The 16424-nt window shown below is 64.6% G+C and carries 13 protein-coding genes; 12 read left to right on the forward strand and 1 reads right to left on the reverse strand.

The window, feature by feature from the left end:
* Positions 1-8: 8 nt before the first annotated feature.
* The 10 genes from ACZY1F_RS12970 to ACZY1F_RS13015 all read left to right on the forward strand — a co-directional run bounded on the left by ACZY1F_RS12970 (position 9) and on the right by ACZY1F_RS13015 (position 13496).
* Complete coding sequence (locus ACZY1F_RS12970) at positions 9-869, forward strand: sugar phosphate isomerase/epimerase family protein (RefSeq protein ID WP_463942066.1); 861 nt, start codon at positions 9-11, stop codon at positions 867-869.
* A gap of 73 nt (positions 870-942) precedes the next feature.
* Complete coding sequence (locus ACZY1F_RS12975) at positions 943-2109, forward strand: Gfo/Idh/MocA family protein (protein ID WP_463942067.1); 1167 nt, start codon at positions 943-945, stop codon at positions 2107-2109.
* A gap of 106 nt (positions 2110-2215) precedes the next feature.
* Entirely contained in the window at positions 2216-3277 is a 1062-nt protein-coding gene (locus ACZY1F_RS12980; RefSeq protein ID WP_463942068.1) for a LacI family DNA-binding transcriptional regulator, read from the forward strand.
* Positions 3278-3358: 81 nt separating this feature from the next.
* Entirely contained in the window at positions 3359-4765 is a 1407-nt protein-coding gene (uxaC, locus tag ACZY1F_RS12985; protein WP_463942069.1) for a glucuronate isomerase, read from the forward strand.
* Positions 4762-6201: a mannitol dehydrogenase family protein gene (locus ACZY1F_RS12990; protein ID WP_463942070.1), complete on the forward strand. Its 1440-nt coding sequence runs from the start codon at positions 4762-4764 to the stop codon at positions 6199-6201. Before uxaC ends, ACZY1F_RS12990 begins: the two co-directional genes overlap by 4 nt.
* A 300-nt stretch (positions 6202-6501) precedes the next feature.
* Positions 6502-7971: a glucuronide transporter gene (uidB, locus tag ACZY1F_RS12995; RefSeq protein WP_463942071.1), complete on the forward strand. Its 1470-nt coding sequence runs from the start codon at positions 6502-6504 to the stop codon at positions 7969-7971.
* Between the two features lie 45 nt (positions 7972-8016).
* Complete coding sequence (gene manD, locus ACZY1F_RS13000; protein ID WP_463942072.1) at positions 8017-9246, forward strand: D-mannonate dehydratase ManD; 1230 nt, start codon at positions 8017-8019, stop codon at positions 9244-9246.
* 56 nt (positions 9247-9302) lie between these two features.
* A complete protein-coding gene (locus ACZY1F_RS13005) occupies positions 9303-11606 on the forward strand; it encodes a gluconokinase, GntK/IdnK-type (protein ID WP_463942259.1) in 2304 nt (767 codons plus the stop codon).
* Positions 11607-11744: 138 nt separating this feature from the next.
* Entirely contained in the window at positions 11745-12326 is a 582-nt protein-coding gene (gene pyrE / locus ACZY1F_RS13010) for an orotate phosphoribosyltransferase (RefSeq protein WP_463942073.1), read from the forward strand.
* A gap of 129 nt (positions 12327-12455) precedes the next feature.
* Positions 12456-13496, forward strand: a complete 1041-nt coding sequence (locus tag ACZY1F_RS13015; protein ID WP_463942074.1) for an alpha/beta fold hydrolase — start codon at positions 12456-12458, stop codon at positions 13494-13496.
* Between the two features lie 11 nt (positions 13497-13507).
* Here the strand turns inward: ACZY1F_RS13015 and ACZY1F_RS13020 are convergent, their stop codons facing one another.
* Positions 13508-14338 carry an HAD-IIA family hydrolase gene (locus ACZY1F_RS13020; protein WP_463942075.1) on the reverse strand — a complete coding sequence of 277 codons (831 nt, stop codon included), beginning with the start codon at positions 14336-14338 and terminating at the stop codon, positions 13508-13510.
* 175 nt (positions 14339-14513) lie between these two features.
* On the opposite strand from ACZY1F_RS13020, the gene ACZY1F_RS13025 reads away from it, so the two are divergent.
* Positions 14514-15653 carry a hypothetical protein gene (locus tag ACZY1F_RS13025; RefSeq protein WP_463942076.1) on the forward strand — a complete coding sequence of 380 codons (1140 nt, stop codon included), beginning with the start codon at positions 14514-14516 and terminating at the stop codon, positions 15651-15653.
* Between the two features lie 19 nt (positions 15654-15672).
* Positions 15673-16347, forward strand: coding sequence for a TrmH family RNA methyltransferase (locus tag ACZY1F_RS13030; protein ID WP_463942077.1), 675 nt, complete (start codon positions 15673-15675; stop codon positions 16345-16347).
* The last annotated feature ends 77 nt before the right edge of the window (positions 16348-16424 follow it).

Below are 16424 nucleotides of genomic sequence, written 5' to 3' on the forward strand. Positions count from 1 at the left end.
AGGAAAAAGTGGCCAAAATTGGCGTACAGGCAATGATGCTGAAGGACAGCTTCACCGAAATCGGGGCGTTCGAAACGCTCCGCAAGGTCAGCGACATCGGCTACAACGCCGTCGAGATCTCCCAGATCCCGATGACGCCGGAAAACGTCTCTGAGCTGGACCGGTCCCGCCGCGAGCTGGGTATGGACATCGCAGCCCTTTCCGTGGCCATGGAGACCCCCAAAGGCCGGCCCGGCGACTCCCTGGCGGAGCACTTTGACAAGATCGTGGATGACGCCAAGAGCCTGGACTCGAAACTGCTGCGGATCGGTATGCTGCCGTTCGAGGCAATGACGTCAATCGGCGCGGTGATTGACTTCGCCAAGCAGGCCAACGAGTATGCCGAGCGGCTGCAGGGGCAGGGCCTGGGGCTGTACTACCACAACCACCACATCGAGTTCGCGAAGTTCGACGGCAAATACATGCTGGACATCATTGCGGAGAACTCCCCGGCCATGGGCATGGAAATCGACGTGCACTGGGTCCAGCGCGGCGGCCTGGACCCGGTCCGCACCCTGGAAAAGTACACCGGCCGCACGGCCATGGTCCACCTGAAGGACTACCGGATAGGCCAAATGCCGGAGTCGGCAATGGGGCTCCTGGAAGCCGGGGACTTCGCCGGTTTCATGGCCGAGTTCAAAAACGTTGTCCAGTTCGCCGAAGTGGGCGAAGGCAACCTGGACTTCGCCTCCATCATCCCGGCCGCGCAGGCCGCCGGTGCCCAATACCTGCTGGTGGAGCAGGACGAACTCTACGGCCGCACGGTTTGGGAAGCGCTGCAGACCTCCTACGACAACCTGGTTGCACTGGGACAGTCCGAGCTCTTCTAACCGGACCGATTCTGGTTTCGACAAGCTCAACCACCGCACGACAAGCTCAACCAACGAAAAAGGACAAACAACTGTGAGCAAGAAAGTACGCCTCGGCATCATCGGCCTGGGCCAGCAGGGCGGCGCCTACGCCAAGTTCATCACGGACGGTTTGGTCCCCAACATGGTGATCGGCGCCATCTGCGACACCGATCCGGCCAAGAAGGAACTTGCCTCCGCCACGTACCCGGACGCCCCCTTCTACGACGACTACATCGCCATGTTGGAAAGCGGCGACGTTGACGCCGTCGTGACCTGCGTGCCGCACTTCCTGCACCCCGAAATGGGCATCGAGACCCTGAAGCGCAACATCCACGCCCTCGTGGAGAAGCCGGCCGGCGTCTACACCAAGCAGGTCAAGGAACTGAACGAATTCGCGGCCTCCAAGCCCGAGCTTTCCTTCGGCATCATGTTCAACCAGCGCAACAACCCGCTGTACAAGAAGCTCAAAGAGATTGTGGAAAACGGCGAGATCGGCAAGATCCGCCGCAGCAACTGGATCATCACCAACTGGTGGCGTCCCCAGGGCTACTACAACTCCAGTGAATGGCGCGCGACGTGGGGCGGCGAAGGCGGCGGCGTCCTGGTCAACCAGGCACCGCACCAGCTTGACCTGTGGCAGTGGATCTGCGGCGTGCCGAAGTCCGTCTACTCCAAGGTTTCGTTCGGCTTCCGCCGAGACATCGCCGTAGAAGATGAAGTGACTGCGGTGGTTGACTACGGAGACGGCGTGACCGGTGTCTTTGTTACCGCCACGCACGACCTGACCGGGACCGACCGCTTCGAAATCCTGGGCGACCAGGGCAAGATCGTCGTCGAGGGCAGCAAGACCGCCACCGTGACGCGCCTGCACAAGCCCGAGCGCGAACTCAGCGACGGCATGGGCATGGACGATGTCCGCAAGCTGTTTATGGGCCAGCTGAACCCGGAGGAGTACTACACCACCGAGGTCATCGAGTTCGAATCGGCCTGGGGTGCACAGCACTCCGGCGTCCTGGAGAACTTCGCCGCCAATATCCTGGACGGCACGCCGCTGCTGGCTCCGGGCTCGGACGGCATCAACGGTGTCCGCCTGGCCAACGCCATCCACCTCTCCGCATGGACCGGCAAGGAAGTTGGACTGGACTTCGATGAGAACGAGTTCCTCGCCGAGCTCAACAAGCGCATCGCCGAAGAGGGCAAGTTCCCCCAGCGCACGTAACCTGCTGAGGGAGCAGTGGAACTGAGCAGGCGCTGTGGCCGTTTTGGACCATCAAAACGGCCGCAGCTGCGACCTGCTGAAGTGGTTTCATCGTTAGGATGGGGCGGTGACTGAACCCCAAACGCCGGACACCGCCCCATCGACGGGTTCGGTCAAAAAGCATGGCCGAGACGGCAAATCCAATGCCACCATCTACGACATCGCCAAGATGGCCGGCGTCAACGCGTCCACCGTTTCCCGGGCACTCAGCAAGCCGGGCAGGGTCAGCTCCAAAACACAAAAGCTCATCGAGGATGCGGCAGCCCAGCTGAACTACCAGGTCAATCCGTTCGCGCGCGCACTTCCCACGGGCAAGACCAACACGTTCGGCCTCATCGTCGCGGACATCACCAACCCAACATTCTTTGACATCATCCGCGGCGCCGAGACCACCGCAACCAGCAGGGATTACACCCTGGTGCTCGCCGAGTCGGCGGAGTCCGCGGCTACTGAACTGACTGCCGCACGGCGGCTCATGGCCACCGTCGACGGTCTTATTCTCGCTAGCCCGCGCATGGACGATGACAACATCCGCGCCCTGGCCCAGGACAAGCCTGTGGTGGTCATCAACCGCGAAGTAGAGGGCGTGCCGTGCGTAGTGCCGGACGTCAACAAGGGGATCAGCGAGGCGATCCGGAGCATGGCCGCCAACGGACACCAGCGGATCGCCTACGTCGCGGGGCCGCCGCAGTCCTGGATGTCCGAACGCCGCTGGGAGGGCGTGCAGGCTGCCTGCGATTGGTCCCGGCTTGAGGCCGTGCGGCTTGAGTCCAGCAAACCAACGGTCGACGGCGGCCGGCAGACAGCTCGCGATGTCCGCGCCAGCGGCGCCACCGCGGTCATGACGTACAACGACCTGCTGGCCATCGGGCTCATGCAGGAACTCCAGGCCGCCGGCATGGTGGTGCCCGACGACATCAGCATCATAGGCTTTGACGACATCTTCGGTGCGGATTTCACGACGCCGCCGCTCACCACCGTGCGTTCGCCGCTGGGGGAGTGCGGCGAGGCAGCCGCCAAGCGCCTGCTGGACTTTCTTCACGGAAGCGGGGAAAAGGCCGGCACCTTGAGTGTGGAGACTGAACTGGTGTTGCGCGGGTCCAGCGGTAGGATCCTGCCCGCGAAGTGAGTCCTGGAAGGGCCCATTCCAGCATTTGGCAAATTATGGCAACCGGTTGACAAAATCCGGTGCCGGGCAGATTATTGACCTATGTCACAGTCGATTGCTGCCAACCCAGACAGGCTCCTGCCCGCCGACCCAGGAACGCGGAGCATTGCGCGGGACCTCCTGGCGCGCGTACAGGACCTTCCCATCATCTCCCCGCATGGCCACGTTGACGCCGCCGTCATCGAGCACAACACGCCGTTCCCTGACCCGGCAGCGCTGCTCGTCAGCCCGGATCACTACGTCACACGCCTGATCCATGCCAACGGCGCCTCCCTGGACAAGCTGCGGGCCGGCGGTCCCACCGCGCCCGAATCACGCGAAATCTGGCGCACCTTCGTGGATGCCTGGCCCCTCTTTGAGGGCACGGCCTCCGGCTACTGGCTGCGCAATCAGTTCGACAGCGTCTTCAACCTGGGCGCAGACCTGGGCGAGATGTCCGCCGATGCCAGCTATGACGCCATCGCCGCCAAGCTTGTGGAGCCGGGCTTCCGTCCGCGGCAGCTGTTCAAGGACTTCAACATCGAGGTCCTGGCGACCACGGACGATCCGCTGGACAACCTCGCCAGCCACAAGGCCATCACTGAGGACCCAACCTTCAACGGCCGCGTCCTGCCGACCTTCCGCCCGGATGCCTACCTGAACATTGCGCACCCCACCTGGAGCGCCAACGTTGACCGCCTTGTCGATTCCGCAGCTGACGGCGCCACCGGCTACGCGGGCTACATCACCGCCCTGGAAAACCGCCGCCGCTACTTCGTGGAGCACGGCGCAGTCTCGGCAGACCACGGTGTGGCCACCCCGGCAACGCTCAAGCTGGACCGCGCCGAAGCCGAGCGCATCTTCGAACTCGCCCGAGCCGGCAAGGCCACGGCAGAGGACCGCAACACCTTCGAAGCGCACATGATGTACCAGATGGGCCGGATGTCGGTGGAGGACGGCCTGGTCATGACCATTCACCCGGGCTCGTACCGCAACCACCACACGCCCACGTTCGAGGCCTTCGGCGCGGACACGGGCCATGACATCCCGGTCGCCACCAACTACACCGAGGCCATTCGGCCGCTGCTGCAGGACTTCGGCACGGCCAAGGACTTCCACCTGGTGCTGTTCACCCTCGACGAGACCGTTTTTTCCCGCGAGCTCGCGCCGCTGGCCGGCTTCTACCCGTCCGTCTACCTCGGCGCACCCTGGTGGTTCCTGGATGCCCCGGATGCCATGCTTCGGTTCCGCTCCGCCGTGACCGAAACGGCCGGGTTCTCCCGATCCTCGGGTTTCATCGACGACACCAGGGCCTTCTGCTCCATCCCGGCCCGCCACGATGCGTCCCGCCGGATCGAGGCATCCTTCCTGGCCCGCCTCGTGGCCGAGCACCGTGTCAGTGAAGACCGTGCCCACGAAATTATCGTGGACACCGTCGATTCCTCCCCGCGAAGGGTTTTCAAACTGTGAGTATCGAGCAGGCCGACGCCGCCGGCAAGGCTGCGGAGTCCCTTCCGCAGTTGAACCGGACGGTCCATGCGTCCGCCCGGCCGCCGGTGCGGATCGTCCACCTCGGACTCGGTGCCTTCCACCGCTCGCACCAGGCCTGGTACACCAGCCAGGCCAGCGACGCCGCTGACTGGGGCATTGCCGCTTTCACCGGCCGCCGCCCGGCCGCTGCCCTGGCTCTTGCCGAGCAGGACGGCCTCTTCACGCTCGTGGAGCGCGCTGACAGCGGCGACTCGTTCTCCGTCGTCGGCAGCATCGTTGAAGCGGCAGACGGTGCGGACGTGCAGCGGCTCGCAGAGCTCGTCTCGTCGCCTGCCACCGCCATGGTTACCCTGACGGTCACCGAAGCGGCGTACCGGATCGATGCCGACGGGCAGCTGGACACTACAGCGTCCGACGTCGCCAGCGACCTTGCGCTGTTGGCTTCAGGAAGCGGAAACCCGTCGACGCCGCTGGGCCGGCTCGTCTTCGCCCTCGCCGCGCGCCGGGCTGCCGGAACCGGGCCGCTCGCCGTGGTCTGCTGCGACAACCTCGCCAACAACGGCACGGTGGCCCGCAACGCCGTGACGGGACTGGCGCAGGCCTGGGATTCGGAGCTCGCTGCCTGGGTGGAGGAAAACGTCAGCTTTGTCAGCACGTCCGTGGACCGCATCACGCCGCGGACCACGGAAGCGGACATCGCCGCCGTCGAGGCCGCCTGCGGCTACCGCGACAACTCGCCCGTAGTGGCTGAGCCCTTCACCAACTGGGTGCTCAGCGGCGACTTCCCCGCCGGCCGTCCGCGCTGGGAAGCTGCCGGTGCAGTCTTCGTTGACCACATCGAGCCTTACGAGAACCGCAAGCTGTGGCTCCTGAACGGTGCTCATTCCCTGCTGGCCTACGCCGGCCAGCTCCGCGGACACACCACGGTGGCGCAGGCCCTCGCGGACCCGCAGTGCCTGACCGCCGTCGAAAGCTTCTGGGACGAGGCCGAGGCGAACCTGTCCGGTGCCGCGGCCGCTGAGGCCTCCGGCGGTGCTGATCTGCAGATCCCGGCGTACCGCGCCGCGCTGCTGGCCCGCTTCAGCAACGCACGCATTGCCCACCATCTGGCCCAGATCGCCATGGACGGCAGCACCAAACTGCGCATGCGGGCCGTGCCGGTCCTCCAGGCCGAACGGGCCCGAGGCAGGTCCGGTGCCGCCGCAGCACTGATGATCGCGGCCTGGATTGATTTCAGCGCAGCGGCCGAGACATTCCACGATCCGCTGGCAACCGAGGTGGCTGCGGCCAACCGGCTGGAAGGCGCGGAGCGCGTCCGGGCGGTCCTGGCCCTGGTGGATCCTGCCGTCGGAGCGGACGACGCCGTGGTGGAACTCGTTTCCGGCCTGCTGGGCACATTCTCGGCAGGCGCCTAAGTATCACGCCCTAACAGCGCTTCTGCTTCATCAAGAACAGCACTGCCCGGTCCAGGCTCCTGGACCGGGCAATGCTGTTTCGACGACATGCAATTTAGTGAAGGTTCAACAGAAATACATGGCAACCGCTTGCCATTTTATTGCCAAGTGACTAGGATTACAGGCAACGAGAAACACGCGGCGGTACGCCCGTCGGACGCAGACTCTGCATACTCCAGCATCGCCAAAGATTCACCGCTTCATAGCATTTCAATAATTTTCGCTGGCCAACACGGCGGCAAGGGTAAAGGAGCCCAATTCATGAAAAAGCTAAACAAGCTCAGCATCATCGGCTATGGCGCCGGCGATGCAGCCAACAACCTCGCCTTCACCACGGCCACTATGTTCCTGCTGGTGTATTACACAGACGTTGCCGGTATCTCAGCAGCGGCTGCCGGAACCCTGCTGCTGGTAGTCAGGCTTTTTGACGCCTTCGCCGATGTTTTTGCCGGCCGGCTCGTAGACCGGACTTACAGCAAGCGCTTCGGTAAGTTCCGTCCGTTCATCATGTTCGGCTCCATCCCGCTGCTCCTGCTGAGCGTGGCAACGTTCTCCATCCCGCAGCTGGGTGAATCTGGCACACTGCTCTACGCCTACGTCACCTACGCAGCCCTTGGCCTTGCCTACAGCCTCGTGAACATTCCGTACGGCTCGCTGGCCGGCGCCATGACGCAGGATCCGGGAGAACGCGCAAAGCTGGGCTCCGCCCGCATGGTAGGTGCACTGCTGGTGGGCTCTGCCCTGGGCATCTTCGTTGCACCGCTGATCAAGCCGGGCGCTGACCTCCAGTCGACGTTCACCACCATCACCCTTGTCTTTGTGGTCATCGGAACGGCGCTGTACTTCTTCACGGCCTTGACAGCCAAGGAACGCGTGCACCGCGCAGTCCCCAAGGTCACGTTCAAGCAGAGCGTGGACACACTTAAGGGCAACAAGCCCCTCATGATGCTGTGCCTGAGCTCCTTCTTCTTCCTCTCCGGCTACCTCGCCCTGACCTCCGTGCAGCTGTACTACCTGCGCGACGTCCTGGGCCGCCTGGACCTGTACCCCGTGCTGTCCATCATCCAGCTCGTACTCACGTTCTTCCTGGCCGCCTTTATGCCCAAACTGGTCCGCAACGTCGGCAAGAAGAGCGTCTACATCTACTCTTCGATGGTCACTGTCCTCGGCGGTGCGATGATCTTCTATACTCCGACCGGTCAGGTCTGGCTCGGCTTTACCGGCCTCGTGGTCAGCCTCGTGGGTGTCCTTGCCGTCAACATCGTGGTGTGGGCCCTGGAAGCTGACACGGTGGAGTACGGCGAATGGCGGACCGGTGTCCGCACCGAGGGAATCACGTACGCGCTGTTCTCCTTCACCCGGAAGTCGGGACAGGCTGTGGGCGGCGCCCTGGCGGCGTACGCCCTGGCACTGGGCGGGTACAAGTCCGGCGCGGCCCAGACCGCGGATGCCCTGTTCGGCATTCAGATTGCCGCGGGCGCGATCCCTGCCGTGCTGACTATCCTTGCCGTATTAGTAATGTCCAAGTACACGCTGACCGACGCCAAGCACGCGGAAATCCTCAGGGAGATCCAGGAACGCCGGACCAAAACTGTGGGCGGCGCCGGCGAAGCCGCTGACGCCACCGCCGCTGCCGCCGGCACCACCGCTGTCGCCGGCACCGCCGCTGTCGCCGGCACTACCGCCGATGCCGGCACGCCGGTTGGCGCCGGCAAGACTGCCGGCCACTAACTTCCAGCACCACCATCTGACCAGAAGTCCCCGAAAGGATCTGCCGTGAAAATCATTGCCGCTGAAGTCTTCGTGACAAGCCCGTCACGTAACTTCGTGACCCTGCGCATCACTACGGACGACGGGGTCACCGGCATCGGTGACGCCACCCTGAATGGCCGCGAACTGGCTGTTGCCGCATACCTCAAAGAGCACGTGGCCCAGCTGCTGATCGGCAAGGATCCGCACAGGATCGAGGACACCTGGCAGTTCCTGTACCGCAGCTCCTACTGGCGCCGCGGCCCGGTCACCATGGCGGCAATCGCCGCCGTGGACATGGCCCTGTGGGACATCAAGGGCAAGATGGCGAACATGCCGGTCTACCAACTCCTGGGCGGCGCGTCACGCAATGGCCTGCGCGCTTACGGCCACGCTTCCGGCGCTGACCTCGAGTCGCTGTTCGACTCGGTCCGTGAGCACCTGGAACTGGGTTACAAGTCCATCCGCATCCAGACCGCAGTCCCCGGCATCAAGGCCGTCTACGGTGTGGCCGCGCAGGCCCAGGCCTCGGGCGAACGCTACGACTACGAACCCGCCGGCCGTGGCGCGTCCCCGCAGGAAGAGGACTGGGACACCCGGGCCTACCTGCGCCACCTGCCCACCGTCTTTGAGGCCGTGCGCAACGAGTTCGGCCCGGAAATCCCGCTGCTGCACGACGGCCACCACCGCATGACGCCCATCCAGGCCGCCAAGCTCGGCAAGGCCCTGGAACCGTACGATCTCTTCTGGCTCGAGGACTGCACCCCGGCCGAAAACCAGGAGGGCCTGCGCCTGGTCCGCCAGCACACCACCACCCCGCTGGCCATCGGTGAAATCTTCAACACCGTATGGGATTACCAGACCCTGATCAAGGAACAGCTGATCGACTACGTGCGGGCAGCCTCCACCCACTTCGGCGGCATCTCCCCGCTGAAGAAGGTCATGGACTTCGCCGCCCAGTACCAGATCAAGTCCGGCTTCCACGGCCCCACGGACATTTCCCCGGTGGGCTTCGCCGCCCAGCTGCACGTGGGCCTGGCCATCCACAACTACGGCATCCAGGAATACATGCAGCACTCCGACAAGACCAACGAGGTCTTCGAGCAGTCCATGACCTTCAAGGACGGCTACCTGCACCCGGGCGACAAGCCCGGCATCGGCGTCGAATTCAACGAGGAAGCCGCAGCAGCCTACCCCTACCAGCAGGCCTACCTGCCGTACAACCGCCTAGTGGACGGAACGGTGCACGACTGGTGACCGCCACGACATCTCCCTCACCAGCAGAAGGAACTACCGGTCCCCGCGTTATCGTGATGGGCGTCTCCGGCTGCGGGAAGACCACCATCGGTGACCTGGTGGCCCGCGAGCTGGGCATCCAGTTCCTCGACGGCGATTCCCTCCACCCGGTGGAGAACGTCGCCAAGATGGCAGCGGGCACTCCGCTGACCGACGAGGACCGCTGGCCGTGGCTCGCCACCGTGGGCTCTGAACTGGCAGCTGCCAAGGGCGGACTGGTTCTGGCCTGCTCGGCTCTTCGCCGCAGTTACCGGGACGCCATCCGCGCCCAGGCGCCGGACACGGTGTTCCTTCACCTGCACGGCAGCAGAGAGGTTCTTAGGGCGCGGACTGAAGGGCGATCCGGGCACTTCATGCCGCCCGCGCTGCTGGAGTCCCAGCTGGCCACGCTCGAAGCGCTGGAAGCCGACGAGGCAGGCATTGTGGTGGACATCGCCGCCCCTGTGGACCAGGTTGTGGCCGACGCGCTAGCGGGCATCGCAGCTGCGGTGACTGCCGCCGTCGGAAGCTCCACCCCCGGGGACGGAACTGCCGCGACCGGAACCGCCGTAGCCGGTGCCACTGGCACCGCAAGGCGCCAGTTCGACGTCGACCTCCAGGCCGCGCCGTTCAACCTCGATGACGCAGCGATCACCTGGGTGAACAGCACCCTGGAATCGATGACGCTTGAGGAAAAGATCGGGCAGCTGTTCATCAACCACAACAACGACTACTCCCCGGAGTACCTCGACGGTGTGCTGGAGAACTTCCATGTGGGTGGCATGCGGTACCGGCCAGGACCGTCGGCTGCCGTGCAGGAACACATCCGGCACGCGCAGTCGAAGTCCAAGGTTCCACTCCTGGTGGCCTCCAATCCGGAAATGGGGGGAGCCGGAAGCTGCGACGACGGAACATTTGTGTCAACGCACCTGCAGGCCGGCTCGCACCCGGATAAGGCCATCGCCCGCCAGATGGGCCAGGTGGCCGGGGTGGAAACCGCGGCGCTGGGCTGCAACTGGGCGTTCGCGCCGATCGTGGACATCCACTACAACTGGCGGAACACGGTCATCTCCACCCGGGCCTTCGGCAACACGCCGGAGATCGTGGTGGAGCGCGGCAAGGAGTACTTCGACGGCATCAGTGAATCACCCACTGCCTGCGCCATGAAGCACTTCCCCGGCGACGGCATGGACGAGCGCGACCAGCACGTCGTCACGTCCTACAACACCCTCGGCTACGACGAGTGGAACAAGACCTACGGCCACGTGTACCGCGAAATGATCGGGCACGGCGTGCAGTCCATCATGATCGGGCACATCGGCGCGCCGGAGCTTTCCCGGCACTTCCGCCCGGGCCTCGCGGACAAGGACATCCGTCCCGCCACCCTGGCCCCGGAACTGCTCCAGGACCTGCTGCGCGGCGAGCTCGGCTTCAACGGGCTCATCCTCACGGACGCCTCGCAGATGATCGGGCTCACCCAGGCCATGAAGCGCAAGGACCTGGTCCCTGCGACCATTGCCGCCGGTTGCGACATGTTCCTGTTCTTCCGCAACGCCGACGAAGACTTCCAGTACATGCTGGGCGGCTACAAGTCCGGCGTTATCACCGAGCAGCGCCTGCATGACGCCCTGCGCCGCATCCTGGCCCTCAAGGCTTCGCTGGGGCTGCACCTCAAGGCACGCAACGAACTGGTTCCTCCCTTGGAGGCACTGGCCGTGATCGGCAGCGAGGCGCACCGCGCCATCGCCGCGGAGATCGCGGACAAGACCGTCACCCTGGTCAAGGACACCGCGAACAACCTGCCCATCCGGCCGGAAACGCACAAGCGGATCCGCCTGTACGGCATCTCCGGGGGCTCGGACTTCACCCGGGCGGACCCGCTGGCGTACCTGGACACGGTCAAGGACGAGCTGGAAAACGCCGGTTTCGAGGTGCATCTGTTCAAAACCGCCGATCAGCGCGAAGCCGCGGGGGAGATGGGCATCAACTTCATGTCCGTCATCTCCGAGGAAGCCACCGGAGACTACGCGGACAGGTATGACGCCGCGTTTGTCTTCGCCAACGTCAAGGGCTTCGCCCAGGAAGCGGCCATCCGGATCAAGTGGTCCACACCGATGGCCGCGGAAATCCCGTGGTACGTCACCGAGGTTCCCACGGTGTTTGTGTCGTTGAACCAGCCCAACCACCTCATCGACGTGCCGATGGTCAAGACCGCCATCCACGCCCATGCGGGAACTGTGGAGGCCATCCGGGCCACCATCGGGAAGATCATGGGCGAGTCCGAGTTCCAGGGGACGTTCAACGAGAATGTCTTCTGCGATTCCTTCGACACCCGGCTCTAGGGTTTTGCCGCGGTTTCACACTGACGACTCGGAGATGGAATGGCGCTACGCGGATACGCGTAGCGCCATTCCGTTTCTGCGTCACAGGGCCATTTCCGCAGCGCGGATCTCCCGCCAGCACCCAGTAAACTGGAGACCATGACTGCCACCCCCGCCGCTGCTTCCAACACTGCTGCCCGTGCCCGCTTGCTTGAACTGATCAAGGAACTTGCCGTGGTCCACGGCAAGGTGATCCTCTCCAGCGGTGCCGAGGCCGACTACTACATCGACCTGCGCCGCATCACGCTGCACCATGAAGCCTCCAAGCTGGTGGGCCAGGTCATGCTGGCACTGACGGACGACGCCGGGATCGACTTTGAGTGCGCCGGTGGCCTAACGATGGGTGCTGACCCCGTGGGCACCGCTGTTATGCACGCCGCCGTGGATGCCGGCCGCACCGTGGACGCGTTTGTGGTCCGCAAGGCCCAGAAGTCCTACGGCATGGGCCGCCAGGTTGAAGGTCCGTCGGTTGAGGGCCGCAACGTCCTGGTGCTGGAGGATACGTCCACCACAGGAGGCTCCGCCCTCACCGCTGTTGAGGGTGTCCGGAAGGCCGGCGGCAACGTGGTTGCCGTGGCCGTCATCGTGGACCGGGACACCGGCTCCAAGGAAAGAATCGAAGCCGAGACAGGCGTGCCCTACCTGTTCGCCTTCGGCAAGGACGAGCTGGGCCTCTCCTAGCCCGGCGTCTCGTAGCCCTGCCCCTCCTGGCGGGGTCGGTCCCTCCAGCGGGTACAGCGGCCACTCCCGCCCGCGGTTGCAAGGCGCCTGAGTTGCTGCGGTGCCTTCCGCTGTGGCTACGGTAGAGGTGTGCCGTACAGGGAGGAAGCAGAACCGCAGGAACAGCCTGGTGCTCATCATGCCCGGCTGCTTGCCAACGCCGCCGCACTCAAGCGGTTTTCGCGCCGCGGGTTCCTGGCTGGCACGGGAGTCTCGGCCCTGCTGGCAGCGGACATGCTGGTCACGCGCCGCGTCCAGGCGGAGCGGAGGGTCAACAGGATCCTGCAGGTCGCGGACGACTTCGCCGACTCCTATTACCCGAACGCCAGCTGGTTCCTTTTCCCCGGCTACAAGACCAGCTGGGAAGAGGCCCTCTGGATCCTGAACGCGATGCGCGGTGCGCTGAACAAGCGCGGCCAGCTCGCCGCCGTTGGCTATTCCAACCAGGGGCTGGACATCGACGAGGTGGTGATCGCAGTCATCGAACACGTCCGTGCGAACAAGCTCACCAAGCTCTTCTTTTACGGCCACAGCTTCGGCGGCATGGTGGCCACCCAGGTGGCCGCGCGGCTCCGGGAAATCCACGGTGTGGAGGTCGAATTCATCCTGCTGGACTCCAGCCCCTACAGCCGGAGCGACGTGCTGGACGACAGTTGGTTCGACGGCGTCGTCTTCCTATACGAGAACGGCTTCCGGGTCCCTTCCGTGGTCCGCGGCAGCTACGAACTGGGGGAACGCGTCATCCACAAGGACGAGCGGACCTGGCGGCAGATCCTGGACCAGACCATGGAGCAGCTGTCCCCGATCGCCCCGTCCAGTGTGCTCATCCAGTCCGAGTCGGCCTACATCTACCACTTCGACGGAAACCGGTTTGTGGACAAGCTCGGCGACACGCGGATGGCGTACATCGGCAACCCGAAAGACCGCACCGTCCGGTACCAGACGGCAAAGGACGCGTGGTCGGCAGCGTTCCACCCGCACATGGTCTCGACGGACCTGCAAACGGACGGTGCCCTGCCGGCGCACGCGAGCCCGGGCTGGAACCCGCTCATCTACCGGCCCATCGTGGAGCGGCTGATGGACGACTTTTTCCCGCTGCCCCGTGGCGGCTCGAAGGTGACGGTCTTCTAGAAAGGGTTCCTCTAGATCTGGTTTTTCAGGTCGGCCACGGAGTTCAGCACCTGGTTGGGCCGGAACGGATAGGCGGCAATGTCTTCGCGCTGTGTGATGCCGGTGAGGACCAGGACCGTGTGCAGGCCTGCCTCCATGCCGGCAATGATGTCGGTGTCCATCCGGTCCCCGATCATGGCGGTGGTCTCGGAGTGCGCATCGATCTGGTTCATGGCGGACCGGAACATCATGGGATTCGGCTTGCCCACAATGTACGGTTCCCGGCCGGTGGCCTTCGTGATCAGGGCCGCGATGGCGCCCGTCGCGGGCATGGGTCCGTCCTTGGACGGGCCGGTAGCGTCCGGGTTGGTGGCTATGAAGCGGGCGCCGGCCAGGATCAGGCGGATGGCCATGGTGATGGCCTCAAAGGAGTACGTCCGGGTTTCGCCGAGCACCACGTAGTCCGGGTCCTGATCGGTGAGGATGAAGCCTGCCTCGTGCAGCGCCGTCGTCAGCCCTGCCTCGCCGATGGTGTAGGCGCGGTTCCCGGAGCCGGAACCCCGCACCTGGTCCTTCAGGAAGTGGGCGGTGGCCAGTGCCGACGTCCAGATGTTTTCTTCGGGGATCTCCAGCCCGGAGGCACGCAGCCGGGCGGCAAGGTCGCGGGGCGTGAAGATCGAGTTGTTCGTCAGCACCAGGAACCGCTTGGACGTGTCCACCCAACGCTGTATCAGTTCCGCGGCCCCCGGGACGGCATGATTTTCGTGGACCAGCACGCCGTCCATGTCTGTCAGCCAGCATTCGATCTCCTGGCCGTTGCGGTAAACCGCAGGTGAACCCTCTACCTGGTCTGCTTCTGCCACGTTTACCTCCGTGAGATGTGCCTATTCCTGGTCCAGTCTTTCATTCTTCTTGCCCGGCAACACTCGAAGCCTGAGAAATGACGGCCGGACCGGGCGCTTTGGCGGGCCTGCAGGTCGGCTAGGCTCGTAACCGGCACGAGAGTGCCCATCGGCTGCGGATCGGGGGATAGCCGCGGTGGTTGTTGATGTCGGCACGCGCCGGCTGGTCCCCGACGTCGGAAAATCACCGGGCACCGAGCGCGAACCGCAGGATGCCTGCCAGCACCTGAAAGGGACCGCCATGAGCAACAATTACGGCACGCCACCGCCACCGCCCAGGGATTCAGAGGGCAACCCGCTGCCTCCCCAACAGCACCCGGGTCAGCAACATACCCAGGCGCCGCAGCAGGGCCAGCAGTACGGCCAGGCCTACCCAGGCCAACAGCAGTACCCCGGCCAGTTTGCGCAGCCGCAAGCGCCGCAGACCCCGCACGGCAATAAGAACCTTTTCATCGTTCTCGGTGTCATTGCCGCCGTTGTGATTGTCGCCCTCGTGGCAGTGTTCGCCTGGGTGATCCCCACCTTTGCCAAGCCGCTGGCAGGGGACGCCCCGACTCCCGTGGCAACGTCCGGGGCGGCGGAGGAGAGCGCGGCACCGGAAGAATCGGCCGGGCCGTCGGACGGTGCCGCCGCAGACGATGTGCCGGCCGGAGCCTTCCCGCTGCCGCCGGGCTGGGCCGATCTTCAGGGGCCGGCGAATATTCCGGCCGAAGGTGACCCGCTCTTCAGCCGGTTTGTCACGGGGGAGTCGTCCTTCCAGTACCTCGCATCCTGGACCGGCGACGACACCTTCGGGATCACCACCGACCCGACCACCGGTGCACCCATGCAGCAAAAAGCACAGGGCACCGAGGAACGGGACGGGGACGGCATCGCCCTGGCCTACGCCTTCTTCGCTGAGGCGGAAGAGGGCAAGTACGGCAAGGAGCCCGCGAAGGTACAGGCCGCCATCAAGGAGATCGAGGCCATGTTCACCGCTATGCCCGCGGCCGAACTGCCGCAGCACCTGGTAGGCCACAAATGCACCAGCAATTTTGAAACAACAACGCCCGAAACCCGCGAGTTCCGCCGGACGGTGGCCGTAGTGATCGGCTTTAAATGCCTCAACGCCCGCGGCGAGACCATCCAGGCCGTGAACCTTTTCGGCGTTACGCCGTGGGGCACGCCGCAGATGGTGGGCGTCAGCGGCCACTCGACGTACTGGGACGAAAACCCGGAACTGCTGGAGCAGCTCGCCAACTCGTACCGCGCCAACCGCTGGAAGCTCGGGGGCTGACGCGGGCTAGAGTTGAAGGGTGACTGACCACCCTCAAACTCCGCCGCTGCCCGTTCCACCGCCTGAGGAGGAATACGCGCCAAAGCCGGAGGTCGGCGTCGGGCCCTGGGACGGCGAACTGCCCGAAGGTGACCACTGGGATCCGGAACTGCTGGCGGACGGCGACCGCCGCAACGTGGTTGACCAGTACCGCTACTGGAAGCACGACGCGATCGTGGCGGACCTCGATTCCAAGCGGCACAACTTCCACATCGCCATCGAAAACTGGCAGCACGATATGAACATCGGCACCGTGGTGCGCACCGCCAACGCGTTTCTCGCCAAGGAAGTCCACATCATCGGACGACGCCGGTGGAACAGGCGCGGTGCCATGGTCACCGACCGCTACCAGCACGTCCGCCACCACCCCACCGTGGAGGACTTTGTGGCCTGGGCGCAGGAAGAGGGACTCGCAATTATCGGGATCGACATCTTCCCGGACTCCGTGCCCCTGGAGACGTATGAGCTGCCCAAGGACTGTGTGCTGGTCTTCGGCCAGGAAGGGCCTGGGCTGACGCCGGAGGTCCACGAGGCGGCCCTGGCAACCCTGTCCATCGAGCAGTTCGGCTCCACCCGCTCCATCAATGCTGCCTCCGCGGCCGCGATCGCCATGCATGCCTGGATCCGCCGGCACGTCTTCAGCCAGCCCGTCTGACCCCGCGACACTTCGCGGTGTGTGAGCGTAACTGTTACCGGCCCGCGTGACCCGAAACACGGCCCCTGCACAGAAAT

The organism is Pseudarthrobacter xylosi, assembly GCF_055412765.1.

Excerpts from the sequence above, each read along its gene's own strand:
- pyrE (WP_463942073.1), top strand. The coding sequence starts at position 11,745 with ATGACTGCCACCCCCGCCGCTGCTTCCAACACTGCTGCCCGTGCCCGC.
- uxaC (WP_463942069.1), top strand. The coding sequence starts at position 3,359 with ATGTCACAGTCGATTGCTGCCAACCCAGACAGGCTCCTGCCCGCCGAC.
- ACZY1F_RS13005 (WP_463942259.1), top strand. The coding sequence starts at position 9,303 with ATGGGCGTCTCCGGCTGCGGGAAGACCACCATCGGTGACCTGGTGGCC.
- uidB (WP_463942071.1), top strand. The coding sequence starts at position 6,502 with ATGAAAAAGCTAAACAAGCTCAGCATCATCGGCTATGGCGCCGGCGAT.